At 41.7% G+C, this 16,614-nt stretch carries 14 protein-coding genes and 1 riboswitch; of the genes, 5 read left to right on the top strand and 9 right to left on the bottom strand.

From position 1 onward, the window contains the following. The first annotated feature begins 103 nt into the window (after window positions 1-103). The gene (locus CZ434_RS19460) at window positions 104-514 is read left to right on the top strand and encodes a VOC family protein (RefSeq protein WP_077624642.1); all 411 of its coding nucleotides are present in this window, start codon (window positions 104-106) and stop codon (window positions 512-514) included. After that, window positions 514-642: a hypothetical protein gene (locus CZ434_RS22715; protein ID WP_281252288.1), complete on the top strand. Its 129-nt coding sequence runs from the start codon at window positions 514-516 to the stop codon at window positions 640-642. Before CZ434_RS19460 ends, CZ434_RS22715 begins: the two co-directional genes overlap by 1 nt. Window positions 643-710: 68 nt before the next feature. On the opposite strand, the gene CZ434_RS19455 is transcribed toward CZ434_RS22715, so the two are convergent. From CZ434_RS19455 to CZ434_RS19435, 5 genes are all read right to left on the bottom strand, one after another. Continuing rightward, window positions 711-3,110: an EAL domain-containing protein gene (locus tag CZ434_RS19455; protein WP_179107323.1), complete on the bottom strand. Its 2,400-nt coding sequence runs from the start codon at window positions 3,108-3,110 to the stop codon at window positions 711-713. Between the two features lie 96 nt (window positions 3,111-3,206). Further along, window positions 3,207-3,296, bottom strand: a riboswitch (cyclic di-GMP riboswitch). A gap of 629 nt (window positions 3,297-3,925) precedes the next feature. Further along, complete coding sequence (locus CZ434_RS19450; RefSeq protein WP_077624640.1) at window positions 3,926-4,339, bottom strand: hypothetical protein; 414 nt, start codon at window positions 4,337-4,339, stop codon at window positions 3,926-3,928. 2 nt (window positions 4,340-4,341) lie between these two features. Next, complete coding sequence (locus CZ434_RS19445; RefSeq protein WP_077624639.1) at window positions 4,342-5,379, bottom strand: TolB-like translocation protein; 1,038 nt, start codon at window positions 5,377-5,379, stop codon at window positions 4,342-4,344. Between the two features lie 13 nt (window positions 5,380-5,392). Continuing rightward, window positions 5,393-6,265 (bottom strand): permease prefix domain 1-containing protein, encoded by an 873-nt coding sequence (locus CZ434_RS19440; RefSeq protein WP_077624638.1) that lies wholly within the window; start codon window positions 6,263-6,265, stop codon window positions 5,393-5,395. Further along, window positions 6,262-6,585: a PadR family transcriptional regulator gene (locus CZ434_RS19435; RefSeq protein WP_077624637.1), complete on the bottom strand. Its 324-nt coding sequence runs from the start codon at window positions 6,583-6,585 to the stop codon at window positions 6,262-6,264. The genes CZ434_RS19440 and CZ434_RS19435 overlap by 4 nt, the downstream gene beginning before the upstream one ends. A gap of 349 nt (window positions 6,586-6,934) precedes the next feature. Between CZ434_RS19435 and CZ434_RS19430 the strand changes: the two genes are divergently transcribed. The 3 genes from CZ434_RS19430 (at window position 6,935) to CZ434_RS19420 (ending at window position 12,201) form a co-directional block, all read left to right on the top strand. After that, window positions 6,935-8,632: a serine hydrolase domain-containing protein gene (locus CZ434_RS19430; RefSeq protein WP_077624636.1), complete on the top strand. Its 1,698-nt coding sequence runs from the start codon at window positions 6,935-6,937 to the stop codon at window positions 8,630-8,632. Between the two features lie 26 nt (window positions 8,633-8,658). After that, the gene (locus tag CZ434_RS19425; protein ID WP_245831031.1) at window positions 8,659-10,764 is read left to right on the top strand and encodes a glycoside hydrolase family 3 protein; all 2,106 of its coding nucleotides are present in this window, start codon (window positions 8,659-8,661) and stop codon (window positions 10,762-10,764) included. A gap of 150 nt (window positions 10,765-10,914) precedes the next feature. Continuing rightward, a complete protein-coding gene (locus tag CZ434_RS19420; RefSeq protein WP_077624634.1) occupies window positions 10,915-12,201 on the top strand; it encodes an exo-beta-N-acetylmuramidase NamZ family protein in 1,287 nt (428 codons plus the stop codon). Window positions 12,202-12,276: 75 nt separating this feature from the next. On the opposite strand, the gene CZ434_RS19415 is transcribed toward CZ434_RS19420, so the two are convergent. The 4 genes from CZ434_RS19415 to CZ434_RS19400 form a co-directional block, all read right to left on the bottom strand. Then, the gene (locus CZ434_RS19415) at window positions 12,277-13,113 is read right to left on the bottom strand and encodes a MurR/RpiR family transcriptional regulator (protein ID WP_077624633.1); all 837 of its coding nucleotides are present in this window, start codon (window positions 13,111-13,113) and stop codon (window positions 12,277-12,279) included. A gap of 78 nt (window positions 13,114-13,191) precedes the next feature. After that, window positions 13,192-14,025, bottom strand: a complete 834-nt coding sequence (locus CZ434_RS19410; RefSeq protein WP_179107385.1) for a carbohydrate ABC transporter permease — start codon at window positions 14,023-14,025, stop codon at window positions 13,192-13,194. 48 nt (window positions 14,026-14,073) lie between these two features. Beyond that, complete coding sequence (locus CZ434_RS19405) at window positions 14,074-14,967, bottom strand: carbohydrate ABC transporter permease (RefSeq protein WP_077624631.1); 894 nt, start codon at window positions 14,965-14,967, stop codon at window positions 14,074-14,076. A 262-nt stretch (window positions 14,968-15,229) separates the two neighbouring features. Continuing rightward, window positions 15,230-16,606, bottom strand: coding sequence for an extracellular solute-binding protein (locus tag CZ434_RS19400; protein WP_425442105.1), 1,377 nt, complete (start codon window positions 16,604-16,606; stop codon window positions 15,230-15,232). Window positions 16,607-16,614 lie beyond the last annotated feature (8 nt).

Below are 16,614 nucleotides of genomic sequence, written 5' to 3'. Positions count from 1 at the left end.
AATTTTTTTATGTCCTGTAATTCAAATCAACTTTCAAATAAAGGAATCCTGCTATTATTAGCGAAACTGATAAATAAATCAATAAAGTGAAGGAGTGAATAACGTGAAAGAAAATCTAATAAGAGTAGGAACGACCTATTTACCTGTGGAAAATCCCGGAAAAGCTTCTACATGGTATGTTGATAATTTGAATGCCGAACTAAACTACCTTGATGATGACAAAGCAATAATTAATTTAGCTAATCAAAGCTTTTTTCTTGTGAAATCCAAACATGGCCAAAAAGCCAACTTTATTGATAGTCAAGGCAAAGAACACTTTTCAGTGACTTTTGAAGTAGATGGACTTGAGGCTTTGGAAACTTTACATAAGAAATTCACAGAAAAGGGTATGGACACCGGAGATATTGAAGATAGAGGACATACAGGGAGAAATTTTGTTTTCTCTGATATTGACGGCAACATGTTTGATGTCTGGAGTCAATTAAGCCCCTCCTTCAAGCAAGAGCAAAGATAATGGAGGATAATCGTTTATTAGAAGCATCCGTGGAACAAGATAGAGAATTACCTTACACCCTTGAAACAGACTGGGGAAGCTGGATTGCAGATAAAATCTTGCAGCCACTATGTTACGTGGCAAAATAATAAATAATCGCCTGAATTATTATTCAGGCGACTTTGATGTCATCCAAAATATAAGCAGTAATTTTTGCTTAATACATGCTCTGGGATTTAGTCTCATTCTGCTTAGCCTTCGTGACCACTTTAAAAATTTCTTCAGCTGGTAAGGGCCTGCTCAGCAAGTAACCCTGGCCAATATCACATTCGTTTTCAATCAAAAACGTCAACTGTTCTTCTCTTTCAATCCCCTCAGCAACCACATCAGCGTTAATGTTCTTCCCAATGTCAATCATTGTTTTCATTAAGCGGTAGCCTTTATAAGAACCCATCATGTCTTGTATGAAGGACTGATCGATTTTCAACGTATCGATGTTCAGGTCCTTTACAAGATTCAACGACGAGTAGCCAGTGCCAAAATCGTCAACAGCTATCAGAATGCCCATTTCTTTTAGTTCATGGAATATCTTTTCAGATTCTTCAATATCGAACATCATGCTTTCGGTTATTTCTATTTCCAAAAATTCTGGTTCAAGCCCTGATTCATCCAATGTCTTCTTTACCAGATCGACAAAACCTTTGTCCATGAACTGTCTGGCCGATACATTTACTGCAATCGGAAATTTGGCGCATCCTTGTTCCTGCCATGATTTATTTTGCTGAACCGCTTCTGCAAGGACCCAATTGCCAATCGGAACAATCAATCCGGTTTCTTCCGCAACAGGTATGAACTCTCCTGGCGATATATAACCGTCTTCATTTTTCCATCTTAGCAATGCTTCGACTCCTACGACTCTCCCACTTGATAACTCTATCTGCGGCTGGTAGTGGAGAAAAAACTCTTGTCGGTCGATTGCCTTCCTAAGTCCCTTTTCAAGGGTCACTTTTCTAAGATTTTGATTATGTAATACCTCTGAATAAAATTGATAATTGTTTTTCCCTTTTTCCTTCGCAAGATACATGGCCAGGTCTGCTTGCTTCACTAGCTCCTCTGCACTGATAAACGTATGTTTATACATAGAGATACCTATACTCGGAGTGACAAAAATTTCATTGTTTCCAACGATGACTGGTTGGATGAAACCTCTTAACAGGCGTTCACTCACGACTTTTACACCCTGTTCTTCTATATCTTGAAGCAGGATGATAAATTCATCCCCGCCCTGCCTTGCCAAAATATCCTTCGAATCCAGCAAGTATCTCATCCTATCGGCAGCCTGTTTTAGAAATAAGTCCCCAACATGATGCCCCAATGTATCGTTGGTTCTCTTGAAATTATCAAAATCGATGAACATGATCGCGAACGAAGAGTTATTGTTCTTCGCCTTCAGTATGGCATTTTCCAAGTAATCCATAAACATGTACCTGTTGGGCAACTGAGTGAGCGTATCATGGTAGGCTAAATAATTGAGCCTTTCTTCCACTTGCTTATATTCATGGATGTCGACTGTAACTCCCTCAATTTGAACCACTTCTCCCCTGGCATTAAAGACAGGAGTTGAACTTGCGCTGACCCAACGGATCGCGCCATCTGAATGGACAATACGGTATTCGTGTTTAATTGCTTCCCCTTTATATACTTTTCCCATATCCATAAGAACGTAGGCTAGATCTTCCTGATGGACTTTATCCCTCCAAGCACGATAATCTACCATAAGTTCTTCCAGGGATAAATCATATACCTTTTCCACGTTTTTGGAACAGAAGATAATCTTCTCCCGTTTCACGTCTAATGCCCACACGAAAGAATCGATTGTATCAAGGAGGTTTTGCAGTTGAAAATTTCTTTGGCGCAAAGCTTCTTCTGTTTGTTTTCTCTCGGAAATATCTTGTAGAACACCCGTTGTTTTGGTGGCCTCTCCCAATCTGTTGAAAACCGGTGCTGATTTACTTTCTATCCAAATCATTTCACCATCCGGCCGGATGATCCGATACTCGAGTTTAGTCGGGAGACCTTCCCGCTGCATTTGCTCCGCTTCTTGTATTTTCTCTTGATCGAATGGGTGGACGTATTCCTTCCATAAAACAGGATTATTGTGTAACTCTCTTTGTCCATGACCGAGCATCTGAGCATTGCCCTCCGAAACTGTCATGCTCGCTTCCGTTCGATCATAACTCCAGATTGCCAATTGCATATTATTGAAAATATCGTTGATATCTTTCGTTTTTCTTCTCAAGCGATGCGCCAGTGCGCCTATCCCCATGGAAATGACAAACATGATCATCACCCTGAGCAAGTAGTTCGATAGGTTAAAAGATTCTCGTTGATACAGTTCAACAAATTCTGAGCCTGTGTATAAGAATACGATAAGGAAAAAAGCGAACGATCCTCCAGAGAATCCGGCATAATATGAAAAAATAACGACTGTGACTAGATTGAGCAACCAGGCAGTATCGTATTGATCTACATAGAAATCAAAAAGAACGGTCAATAATAATAAACCGGAACAGATTAACCAAATATATAAAGGCACTTCTCTCAGATCTCGTTTCATAGTCTTCCTTTCTACACTGTTATTGTGACATTGATTGCTCTTTTGAAACACAAAAAGGCAGTCCATCCCGGAACTGCCTAGTATGTAATACCTATCCTTGGCAACCCGGCCGCCATATCTAATTGATAGATTAAGGCCCGTGGCTTTGCGTCGCCCCCTTTCGGAATGGCTTTGCTATTAACGTGAACAGTTTGATATAAAATTTAAGTCTATTTTACTATATAAATCCATAATTTGCTATTGCGGAAGTCCCGATATTTATCATCAACCAAACGACATGTAAAACTTCCCTGATCAAGGATGTGATTTTTCTGGTAAAAATTCTATGGCATAGTTGAGAGGAATTGCGAACTAGTGAAAAATTTACTTAAGGCGAGACTTCCACATGTTCTTTTCAAGCTGAGTGCGAACCCGGCGCTGCGGAGGCTGAGGCCGTGCCCTAGGAAAGCGAAGTATGCTGCCGAAGCGGTGGTTTAGCATTTGCCTTAATCAGGACGAGAGGAAGTCACACTGCAGTTAGTTCGCAGTTTATGGATATTGCATATAAACATCAAACTTATTTAGAGGAATCTCTTTGCTTCGATGGCTTTGTCTATCTGAGCGTTGATGGGTGGTTTGGTCGTGAAGTTGCAGTTAATGCAAAAAAAAAGCCACATGGCGGACATACCTTGGGGGAGGTCAAATGTCTATTGCCATGTGGCTTTCGAGTGCAAATATTATATTTGCTTTTCCTCTCTTTAATTTATAACAATAATTTAAGTATTTGTCATAGGTCTTAAGATGGAAATGGCCTAATGTTCTTGTCTGACCCTCCATCAAGGCGCGAAAGGAAAGTAAAAAAAACCGATAAAGAAAAGGAGTAAATAGCCAAAAACTAGATAAACGAGATTGCAAAAAACCGCTACAGACCCAACAATCCATTTTTTCGATGGACTTTTCCCTTTCATTAAATTAAAAAACCTGTAATCTATCAAAATTAATAAAGAAACACAGAATGCTATAAAGAAAGGAAGCACCCATTCTCCCAAGATCACGAGATCCTCTCTGTCCGATCCATAGCTATTCGCCTGGAAAAATCCTATGTTGTATTTAATCACCAATGTACCGATGAAAAACACTACAGCTAGCGATACACTCGTAATTCCAAACCATTTTTTTTCTTTTGTGGATGCACCGATCAATAAACAGAATACAAGTAGCAGATATATTGCGAACATAAAGTACTCCATCATTATTCCCCCTTCCCCAAGCCTACATTTTTCACATTTTTTCCATCCATATCCATAGAATATAGGTGGAAATCTGACTCCTGTTGCGCGAATTGCTTATCGACCATAAAGTAAACCTTGTTGTTTTTTTGGTCGATAACAGGGTTGTCGGTATACTCCTTCAAAAACGTCAGCTGTTCTTCTTCTTTATTTTCCATATCATAATAATATAGTTCATACTCGAATGTTCCGCCTTCTTCCGGGTTGCTTATGGACTGATAAATCATTCCATCTTCCTCTGGTAAAAGAGCGAAATCAAAGACATCTTTCTCGGCACTTGTTACAGCTTTCATTTGTTCTGGCTCCTCTAGAGGAATCTCGAATATCCGTTGGTGTGAGGCAAAGATATCTTCGGCCGATTCGGCTTCCAAGTCATCATCCATTCTTACGAAAACAGAATCTGTTGTAGAAGAAACTTCCAGGGAATGCATGGCATATTTAGATAGATTAGTATGCTTTTTCGTTTCGTCAGTAGATATTCGATAACTGTGTATATCGTAGTCATGAGGGTTTGCACTCGCTATAGGGGAATAATTTTCGAAGGTCCCCGCTTGTAAGTAAAAGATTTCATCCGCATTTCCCGGGTCGAATTCTATGTCAGTTATGATGGCCTTTTCGCTGACTGCCTCAAATGTTGCCTTCTGCTGCAAGTCCAGCAAATAAATCGAAGTAGCTGTGCTTTCTTTTACATCTTTCGCTCCCTCTATGTATGCAAGCGACTCCCCATCTGGGGAAAAATCTATATCAAGGATGGTCTTTTGATTATCAAGTTCCAGGATCTTCTGCTCTTCTCCCTTGCCGCTCTTACGAAGATAAATCGTCGGGGAACCCCCATCAAAAATTACGTAGGCAATGCTTCCATCTTCAGCCACATCAAAAACATTCGTTATACCTTGTTGTTTTTCGTTTTCCGATTTATTAAAAACGATTCCGACTCCTGCCAAAATTAATGTAATGACAATGATTGTCGGAAAAATAATGAACATGTACTTTTTTTTCATAGAACCACTCCTGTTACATCTTGATCATCATAACTGCCACCCACACAAATACGGTGATGGAAAAGATCAACGGTATCAACGCCAGAAAATAAGCAAATGCCCGTTTTTTCGAAAGAAGTTTCATCTGGGAAATATAAAGAACGACCCAAAGTCCAAATGGAACAGTCAAAATAAGCATAGCTGGATGAAATTCGGAAAAGAAAGCCAGAATCCCCCAGACAAAAAACAAAGAAACCCCCACGACAATGAAGCCGGCAGTAATATTCAAAGCATGGAGACGCTTGGCTGTTTTGGACAGAGGCTGTTGAATCGAGTTATAGTCGAAAATCGTCGTTCTGTATACTAAAGCGATGGAGAGAATCAAAATAATAGCTGCATAACATGTCAAAAATACATTGATCGGATTGCTTATTCCTGTCGCAAGCAAAAAACCGAACAAATAAAGCGTGATATGAATAATTAATAAACTATTCATCCAACGCCTTCTATTCAAAAATGCTATCGGCTTAAGACAGAAAAACAAAAGGACAGAGCTTTGTGCGACTGATAACAGCAACCAGACAATATATGCATCTGCTTCCAAAAATAATTGTGCCGAATAAATGATGAATGAATAAATAATCGAAGCAATCGATAGGGATAAAAGCATTTCTTTACGATAGGGAAACATAGCCTGCTGAATTTGGGCGCCGACTGTCTCCTCTTCACCAAATTGTTCCATTGCACATTGTTGAGCTTTTGTTTCTTCCATTCCCTCTTGAATAAGCTGTTCTTTTGTTAGTTCCAAGTGGATAAGCAGCTCTTCGTAAAGGTCCTCTTTCTCCTCTTGATTGCCTTCTGTCTGGAGCACAATCTTTTTAACAAAACGGTCGAAAGAAGTAGTCATGTCAGTCCCTCCGAGCTTTTCCGGACTAGTGACTCAATTAACTTCCAATTGGCTCGTTTTTGCTCCAGTTCCCTTCTGCCATCTTCGGTTATCCGGTAATACTTCCTCCTGCCTTGTTCGGTTTCACTCCAATAAGAGTCCAACCATTTCTTTCTTTCCAAGCGCTTTAATGCAGAATACAATGTACCTTCGCTCATTTGATAAACGTCTTCACTGTACTGTTTCAGAATACGAGTCATTTCATATCCGTATAAGTCCCTTTGTGAAACAAGGGACAGCAATAGGAGATCGATGCTTCCTTTCATCATTTCCTTATCCATGTTTTCACCTCGAATTGTTGGTTACTATCATTGTATTACGATGTACCTCGTGTTACAAGGGTAATAAGGAATAAAACAAGCCTACCAATCGATTGATTCAAATGCTGCCAGTTAGCCTGAGGTTTTTTATTTTCTAATGATATAACCGCACTAAATAAAAGATAAGCGGTTTTACCTAGGATAAATTAACGATAACTTAACCATCTTTTCCAGGAAACGGGACTAATTCGGTATAGACAACTATAATTATATTCCTTTACCATTAAATCAAGTTCTGTACTCATTACCTACTCAGAACAAAAGGAGGTTTTCAAACAGTAGTAGAAAAGTACTTTAAAAGGAGGAACTTATGAAAAAAGCATTCTTACCTTTACTATCCGTTGCCCTTGTTTCCAGTCTGATCAATCCTGCCTATACACTTGCCAGCCCGCAGACCTCTAAGAAAAATACACCCACTCAAGAACAACGAAGTCACAAGCTATCTAATCCGAAAGCCCACCCTGTTTTTTCCTGGGATTCTCCAGGAAAAATATCGCCAATACTCCACCCTGGCTCCGCACGTGGAGCAGGAATGATGGACGGTCCCCTTCTCGCCATCGATGGCTCCATGAATTCATTTATCGACAATGGAACAATGCCCGGAGCCGTCACATTAGTCGCCAGGCGTGGACATATCGTGCAAAACAAAGCATACGGCCATGCTGTACGCTACCTCAATAGTTCAACGGAAATGGACAATCCGATTAAAATGTCACAAGATACTATTTTTGATCTCGCTTCTATTAGTAAGATTTTCACCACGACAGCCGCTATGAAACTCTTTGAACAAGGCTACTTCCACCTTGATGACCCTGTTTCTGAATACATTCCTGAATTTGCTCATAATGGAAAAGAAAAGGTTACAATAAGACAACTGATGACCCATACTTCTGGTTTTACTGCATGGGTACCCCTTTACACACAAGGTGAAAACCGGGCAGATCGCCTGGATTATGTCTTTCAATACGGTTTGGATTCCGAACCCGGTGAAAAATATACTTATAGTGACTTAAACATGATCACTCTCGGTGCCCTGGTTGAACGATTATCCGGGCAGCGTCTTGATGAATTCGTGAAAGAAAATATCACCTCTCCACTCAAAATGACCGATACTATGTACAATCCGCCTGCATCTCTGAAACACCGTATAGCTGCAACCGAATATCAAGCTGTTCCGGACAGAGGGCTCGTCTGGGGAGAAGTGCATGATGAAAATGCCTGGTCGCTTGATGGGGTGGCAGGGCATGCCGGAGTATTTTCAACAGCAGATGATCTAGCTAAATTCGCCCATATATTCCTGAATAAAGGACGTTATGCCGGCAAACAAATTCTTGAACCGGAAACTATCGAATTACTTTCGGAAAACCAGATTCCCCAATTTCCTGCTAATAGCCACGGGCTTGGTTGGGAATTAGGTCAAGGCTGGTATATGGACGCCCTTTCGGAAGGCTCGTCCCTGGGCCATACAGGTTATACCGGTACATCCATAACCATAAATAAAAACAATGGCACAATCGCCATACTGCTTACAAACCGTGTACATCCTACAAGAAATACTGTTTCGACCAATCCGGCTCGCCAACAGTTTGCCAGACACGTTGCCGATGCCATTCCTGTCTCCATGCCTGACAAAGACGGCGCCTGGTTCTCCGGCTACGGCAGTAACATAAATCATAATTTGGTTTTTAAAACAGAACCAGGTTCTTCTACATTGACATTTGATACTTGGTACCGAACAGAAGCCAATTATGATTATGGGTATGTGGAAGTTTCCATGGACGGAGAGAAATGGACCCAGCTCTCTGAAATCAATGGGAGCAGTATTGACTGGCAGCGCCAGGAGGTTAGATTACCTGAAGGTTCCAAATACGTCCGCTTCCGCTATGATACAGATGGAAGTGTAAACGGCCGAGGCTGGTATGTAGACAATGTCCAGCTTATATCAGAATCTGACCGCCAGTTGGAGCCGATTCCGACAATTGACGGATGGGTGGAAAGAAACTATTAAATAAGAATGAACTTAGGAGGATGAACATGAAGAAAGCCGCTAAGCCCTTGTCTTTCCTCTTCCTTGTCGCTTTGTTGATTGTTTCCCAGTTAACAAGTCATACAAGTGTACAGGCAGCCGAACAAGGGAAAAAAAGTTTGATTATCTATCAAAATGTCCCGCAAGCTGAACCATCAATAGAGAATGGAAAAATCACACTTCAAGCGCTTTATGTTTATGACGATGGCCGTTTTGAATTAGCTGACAGTGATGGTTTGTCCTGGAAATCGACAAATAAAAATATTGCATCTATCACTGATGATGGTACAGCCACCTTTACCGGCAAGAATGGGAGAACTTTCATCGAAGTTTCAGACGGTGATTTCAAAGACCGCATCACCCTTAATCATAAACCGGAGAAATCCACTGACAAAAAAGGGAAACCAGATTTCATCCCTTCTGTGATGAAATCTTCCGGTGAGAAATATGATATCCTATCACACGCAATGGAAAACATGACTATCAAGGAAAAAGTCGGACAAATGCTAATGCCGGATTTCCGTACCTGGGATGGTCAAAATGTTACAGAAATGCTGCCGGAGATTGACGAATTAGTAAAAGAATATGCCCTTGGCGGTGTCATCCTTTTTAGGGAGAATGTTGTAACAACTGAGCAAACAGCACAGCTTGTTGCGGATTATCAGGCTGCTGCTGAGAAATATGGATTACTATTGACCATAGACCAGGAAGGTGGAATTGTCACCAGACTTCAATCCGGGACCGATATGCCTGGTAACATGGCCTTAGGTGCTACTCGTTCAGCCGAAATCACGAAGGATGTCGGACAAGCAATCGGTGAAGAGCTGGCTGCATTGGGAATCAACATGAATCTCTCTCCTGTCATGGATGTCAACAACAATCCTGACAATCCAGTTATTGGAGTTCGATCTTTCGGTGAAGACCCGCAACTTGTGGCTGATTTGGGAATCGCCTATACCAAGGGACTGCAAAGTACTGGCGTAGCGGCGACTGCCAAGCACTTTCCGGGCCATGGTGATACGGCCGTTGATTCCCATCTTGGCTTGCCTGAAGTCCCTCATGACATAGAAAGGCTGAAAGAAGTGGAACTTTACCCGTTTCAAAAAGCGATGGAGGCAGGAATTGATGCTGTCATGACTGCCCATGTCACCTTTCCGAACATAGACGACACAAAAGTGACTTCCAAAAAGGATGGAACGGAAATCGCCCTTCCTGCCACCCTCTCCGAAAAAGTGCTGACAGGCCTTATGAGAGAAGAAATGGGTTATGAAGGAGTAATCATTACAGACGCTCTGAACATGAACGCAATAGCCGATCATTTTGGTCCTGTTGATGCGGCAATAAGAGCTGTCAAAGCTGGATCTGATATTGTCTTGATGCCGGTTGGGCTGGAAGAAGTGGCGCATGGCTTATACGAAGCCGTAGATACTGGGGAGATTACAATTGATAACATCGAAGACTCTGTTGAGCGCATTTTGACCTTAAAGATAAAACGAGGAATTATCAAAGATAGCAACCCGCAGCCAATAGAGGATAAAATCGTCAGAGCCCATGAAATTGTCGGATCAGAAGCACATAAACAAGTGGAAAAAACAGCATCGGAAAAAGCCGTCACTATGGTGAAAAACGATGCATCCCTTCCTTTATCAGCGAACAACGGAGATAAACTTGTAGTTGTCGGAAACACCTATGCAGAGAGCTTATATAACTCAGTCGAAGCAAAACACAGCAATACTGAATTAATTACTGCCTCCGGCCCATTGTCCAGTTCACAACTTGAATCACTACAGGGAGCCAAAGCTATCATTGTTGGCACTTACACGTACAACGTATCCGGAAGGTCTTCAAACAGTTCGCAAATGCAAATGGTTAATCAAATCGTCGAACATGCTGATGTTCCTGTGATCGGGGTTGGCATAAGAAATCCATACGACCTTATGGCCTATCCGGATATCGATGCTTATTTTGCACAGTACGGCTTTCGCTCATCAAGCTTTGATGCCACAGCAGGTGCTATCTTTGGAGAAATCAATCCAACCGGAAAACTACCTGTTTCAATCCCTGATACAAACGGAACAACGCTGTACGAATTCGGCCATGGCTTGAGCTACTAAAACAAAAGGGGGTTTCCCCCTTTTGAATGAAAAGGATGGTAGGAAGTCACGTTTAGTGAAGCTAGTTATGTAGCAGTTTTATGGTGGGGAGAGGTATCACAACCCAGCGATCTTTAAGGATTACCCTTAAAATAAAAAGGAGGAATTTTGATGAAAAAATGGATTGTTTCTCTGTTATCACTCATCCTGGTGCTATCCTCTCTGACTGTTGTGTTCGCTGAAAATGGCAATAATGGTAACGGGAATGCCTACGGAAAACAAAAGGGTAAAGGGAACCCACACAAATTCCAACTTGGCGTGGAAGTGCTTTTAAAAGAACAAAAAGACTTAATAGAGGGGAAAAAAGTAGGATTAATAACGAACCCGACTGGAGTCGATCAAGAACTAAACAGTATTGTCGATTTGCTTCATAACGATCCTAATGTTGATTTAACTTCTCTTTACGGACCAGAACATGGCGTGCGAGGAAGCGCACAAGCAGGGGAATATGTGGAATTTTACACAGATGAACAAACCGGCCTCCCAGTATACAGCCTTTACGGCCAGACAAGGAAACCAACACCAGAAATGCTGGAAAATATCGACGTACTTTTATTTGACATCCAGGATGTCGGAACACGTTTCTACACGTACATTTATACAATGGCTTATGCAATGGAAGCTGCTGCAGAAAATGACATCCCATTCATTGTTTTGGACAGGCCCAATCCGATTAGCGGCGACAGTGTGGAAGGACCTGTTCTCGAACCTGCTTATCAATCCTTTGTCGGTAATTATCCTATCCCACTCCGTCATGGAATGACTGTAGGAGAACTAGCCAAACTCTTTAATAATGAATTTGACATTGGCGCTGACTTAACAGTTGTAGAAATGAATGGATGGGACAGGGACATGTATTATGATGAAACACCACTTGAATTTGTTCTTCCTTCTCCTAATATGCCGACACTCGATACCGCATTGGTCTACCCTGGAGCAGCATTGATTGAAGGAACGAATATATCCGAAGGAAGAGGCACAACAAAACCATTTCAATTAATTGGCGCTCCCTTCATAAACAGCACAGAGCTTGCTGCTGCGTTAAATAGTATAGATTTACCTGGGGTTACATTCAGAGCGGCATCCTTTACCCCATCATTCTCCAAACATGCCGGTAGCCTGTCTAATGGAGTGGAACTACACGTAACGGACAAAGACAGCTTTAAGCCGGTTGAAACGGGGTTGTATCTCGTCAAAACGATTCACGATATGTATCCGGAAGACTTTGAATTCCGGGCCGAGAATAGCGCAGGAATTTCCTTCTTCGACAATTTGATCGGCAACGGGTGGATTCGGGAAGCAATTGAAGACGGCCAGTCTGTTGAGGAAATGATCGCTCGATGGCAGGATGGCTTAGAAGAATTCAAACAAACCAGAAAGAGCTACTTGCTTTATTAAATTAGAAATATAAAATAACTACAAAAAAGGCTTGGGGAAAAATCCCAAGCCTTTTTATAGTCGAACCCGATATACTTATTTCTCCTTCAAAAACTCCATCGCTGTGCGTATCTCCTTAAAATACTGATCCGCTTTATCATATTCGTCTGTGACAACACTGACAAACAAAATATCTATCATATGCAGCTGGGCCAGCCTGGAGGAAGTAGCTCCACTCCTAAATGGAGCAGGAACTTCACGGGAGGCAGAGATAAACAAATTGATATCTGAGCTCTCGGCTACAGGAGAGCTTCCGTATCTGGTAAGACTGATTGTTGTAGCACCTTTCTGTCTGGCAAGCTTCATGGTTTTCACTGTTTCTGTCGTCTCGCCTGAGAAAGAAATACCGAACACAACGTCATCTTCTTTCACATTTGCAATATACATGACAGCATTATGAACATCGGTGAACGCCGATACAGCTTTATTCAATCGCAAAAACTTCTGCTGGGCGTCCTGGGCGATGATACCTGATGCACCCACTCCGAAAAAATGGACTTTCTCTGCTTTTTTCAATGCAGTTACAGCCCTGTCCAATGTTTCATAATTTAAAAATTCTGTTGTTTCTTTTATTGCCTGTAAACTATTATTGGTTACTTTCTCAACGATAAGTTCCTGTGTTTCCCCTGGCTGAATATCCCTGTATTCCATGTCTGGATCCTTCTGCAAATCACCTGTTATTCTTATTTTCAATTCCTGGAACCCTTTTAATCCTAACGATTTGCATAATCTGATAACCGCAGCGCTGCTGGTTGAACTCAGCTCTCCCAGTTCAGATGCCGTGCAATGGATTGCTTCATGCGGCTGTTCCAAAATAAAAGAGGCGATTTTCCGTTCTGAAGGTGGAAGTTTTTCGATTATCTCATGCAGCATAATTAGTCCACCCGACAGAGATGTTTTTGTATTGTTCTTAATCCTCACTTGTCTCATCCCTCAGCTTTATAAATTTTATTAGCCTTTTATCGCACCCTCTGTCATTCCTTTGGCTATCCTTCTTTGGAAAATGGCGTAAAGGATGATGACCGGAATTATTGCAATGGTTAAACTGGCAAACAGTGTGCCCCAAGCATTTGTGTACTCTGCTTCATTACTAATAAAGTCAATGGCCAATGCCAATGTATAATTTTCTTCGCTTTGCAGGAAGATCAATGCCATAAAATATTCATTCCAAAATTGAATTGCGTTCATAATAGTAACCGTAATAACGCCTGTCATCGATAACGGAGCAATAATCCTCCACAACACACCGTATGGTGACATTCCATCAATGGCTGCAGCTTCCTCCAACGATTTGGGAATGGTACCCATAAAGCTTGTTAAAACAAAGATACTGAATGGCAGCTGACTTACCGCATAAACAATCGCCAGACCAAAGATATTGTCGAGCAATTTAAGCTGCATCAGCAGGAAAAACAATGGAATCCAGCCTAATACCATCGGAATCATCATAGCAGATATATAAATCGTAAACAAAAGTCTGTTACCTTTAAATACCATCCGTTCCAGGGCGTATGAAGTGGGGATGGCGAGAACAAGTGTCAAAACAGCACCTACGACCGTAACAATTAAACTATTGAATACACTGATATCGATATTGTAATCATTCCATGCCTGGGAAAAGTTTTGGAAATTAAACACCTTTGGCAGTCCCCAGGGATTTGCATATATTTCTGCATTCGATTTGAATGCACCGATGAACATCCAAATAATCGGATACAATACTGCAATGGTCCATAACACCAACGGGATGCGCACCATTATCTGACTGAATATACTACCGCCCATACGTTTCACTTGATTCCCTCCTTTTCGTTCCTACAATCAGTTGCCACCTTAGTATTCTACTTTTTCCCTTCTCATGAAAAACTGCATAACCAATACAGTAATCAAGGAAAGAATTAAAATCATAACACCGATCGTGGCACCATAGCCGAAATTATATTGTTGAAATGCCTGTTGATATAGATAGGAACCCATCACATGAGTCGAGTTGTTAGGACCCCCTGCCGTCATTATTTGGACAATGATGAAAGAGCCGTTCAAAGTGGTGATGACTATGTACAAAATGGAAATCTTGATTTGCGGCCAAATCAACGGAAGTGTCACTTTCCAAAATTGCTGCCATTCGGTAGCCCCGTCAATTTCAGCGGCCTCATAATAACTTTTCGAAACGTTGGCGATACCTCCCATAAGCATCAGCATGAACAGTCCGATTCCCGCCCAGACAGAAGGTAGGACCAAACTCGGCAATGCCCAATCCTCACTTCCCAGCCATGGTCTGGTCCAGCTTTCTAGGCCGATCAATTCAAGACCGGAGTTGATCAATCCCAGGCTCGGATTGTAAATGAATGTCCATAAGATACCGATGACAACCACCGACATAATATTCGGGAAGAAAAAAACGATACGGTAAAAAGGTGCCTCCTTGATCCGCAATTGGGTCAGGGCAACTGCAAAGAAAACCGCCAAAATCATAATGCCGATGATTTTGGTCACGACAAGAAAATAATCATGGTATATGGTGCGCGGAATGATCGAATCATTAAATAACTTCACATAGTTATCAAAACCGACAAATTCCGCAACAGAAGAAGACCCGGACCAGGCAAACAAAGAATAATATAATCCATTAAATAACGGATATAGGGTAAATACAGCAAACAAGATAAAAGTTGGCAGCAAACAAAAGGCCAGGAATAAATATTTTTGCTTTTTTGACTGTACCATTCAATCATCCTTTCCGACTCAAATAAGAGAATCCTGCTGATCAAATAAATGGCGGGATGTTTTTCCCATGATAAAAAGAAAATGCTCAAAGACAGATATAATCGTTGCCCTGTTGACATTGACAGTCAATCACCGAGAGTTAGGTTTAGATGACCATTCCAAGAGTCCTTAAACTGGCGGTCACTGGTAAAATCCACTATATAAAAAGGAATGCAAAGACGGATACTTTGCCTTTACATTCCTTTCACTGATTAGAAAATCACTATTGGTTACGGTATTCCTCTGCCGCCGCTTCTGCTTCTTCCACAAATTCTTCTGCACTAATATTACCCAGCATCAAGGACACTAAAGAGTTACTGATCGGTGTTTCCAAATCTGAACTCATCGGGTGAGGTTTCTGATAGATTTGCACCTGTTCTGGGTCGTTGATCATTTCATTGGCTTCTGCCAAATAATCGGGTACCTCTTCATTGCCTGTTAAATCAACACCTTCTATGTTCATGATTGCCCCTGTATGTTCAGAGAACAATGTGGCGTATTCTTTTGAAAAGACAAATTCAACAAACGCCTTAGCAGCTTCTGGGTTTTCAGCTTGTTCAGCAATTGCCAAAGGACGTAAATCCGGAACAATTGCATATGGTTCACCTGCATCCTGCATTGGTGAAGGGATAAAACCATAGTCGAAATCTTCCGGCGTATCATTTGCCATTTCATTTGGAAGCCAGAATCCGACTGGAATAAAGGCATTATCATGGAGTAGGAAGTTCATTTGAGATTGTGTATGATTCAATGCACCGAAACCGGAATCGATAAACCCTTCTTGCTGCATTTGCTCAACCTTCTTCATTACTTCCAACACAGGCTCGCTGGTCCATGCGCCTTCCGCTCCGGTGATGACATCAGCAAGCAATTCATCTCCGCCTGCTGCTCCAAATGCCGGGTACAATACTCCTCTCAAGAAGTAATATGGATATTGTCCGGTCGTCACGAACGGAGCGATGTCTGTCTGCTCTTGGATTGCTCCCATTGAACTCATGAAGCTGTCAAAATCTGTTGGGACCTCCCAGCCATTTTCTTCGAACCATGCTTCATCATACCAGGTTCCCCATGTATCAAAAACCAATGGAAGGGAATAAATGTCACCATCGAACTTACCGGGATCTACAATGAAACTATCCATGAGCGGGGTGCCATCTTCAAGTTCTACACCTTCTGCCCACTCAGTCAAGTTCATTAACTGGCCATCTTCTACCATTTGCGTTTCACTTGATCCAGCACCATCAATATATACAACATCTGGTGGATCATCCGAAACCCATCTTGACCTCATTTCTTCGTTGATATTTGGTCCAGCATGTTCGGTAACTGTTACATCAGGATATTGTTCCTTGAAATCACCGATTACTTCTTTCCACCAGGAATCCCCGTATCCACCCACGAAATACTGGATTTCCAATTCTCCAGAAATCTCTCCATCATCGCTTCCACTTTCTGCACTGTCGGAAGAACCTTCATCGGTTGATTCCTCCTCCTGACCACCGGCTTCTTCATCTCCTCCGCCAGCCCCAGGTGCACAGCCCACAATTAGTACAAGTGTGAAGAAAACCGCCCATAGGAACCAAACAGGACCATTAAACAACTTTTTCA

The sequence above is a fragment of the Sediminibacillus massiliensis genome, assembly GCF_900156915.1.
GTDB classification, from domain to species: Bacteria; Bacillota; Bacilli; order Bacillales; family Amphibacillaceae; genus Sediminibacillus_A; species Sediminibacillus_A massiliensis.
This window is presented reverse-complemented; position numbering and strand designations above follow the sequence as displayed.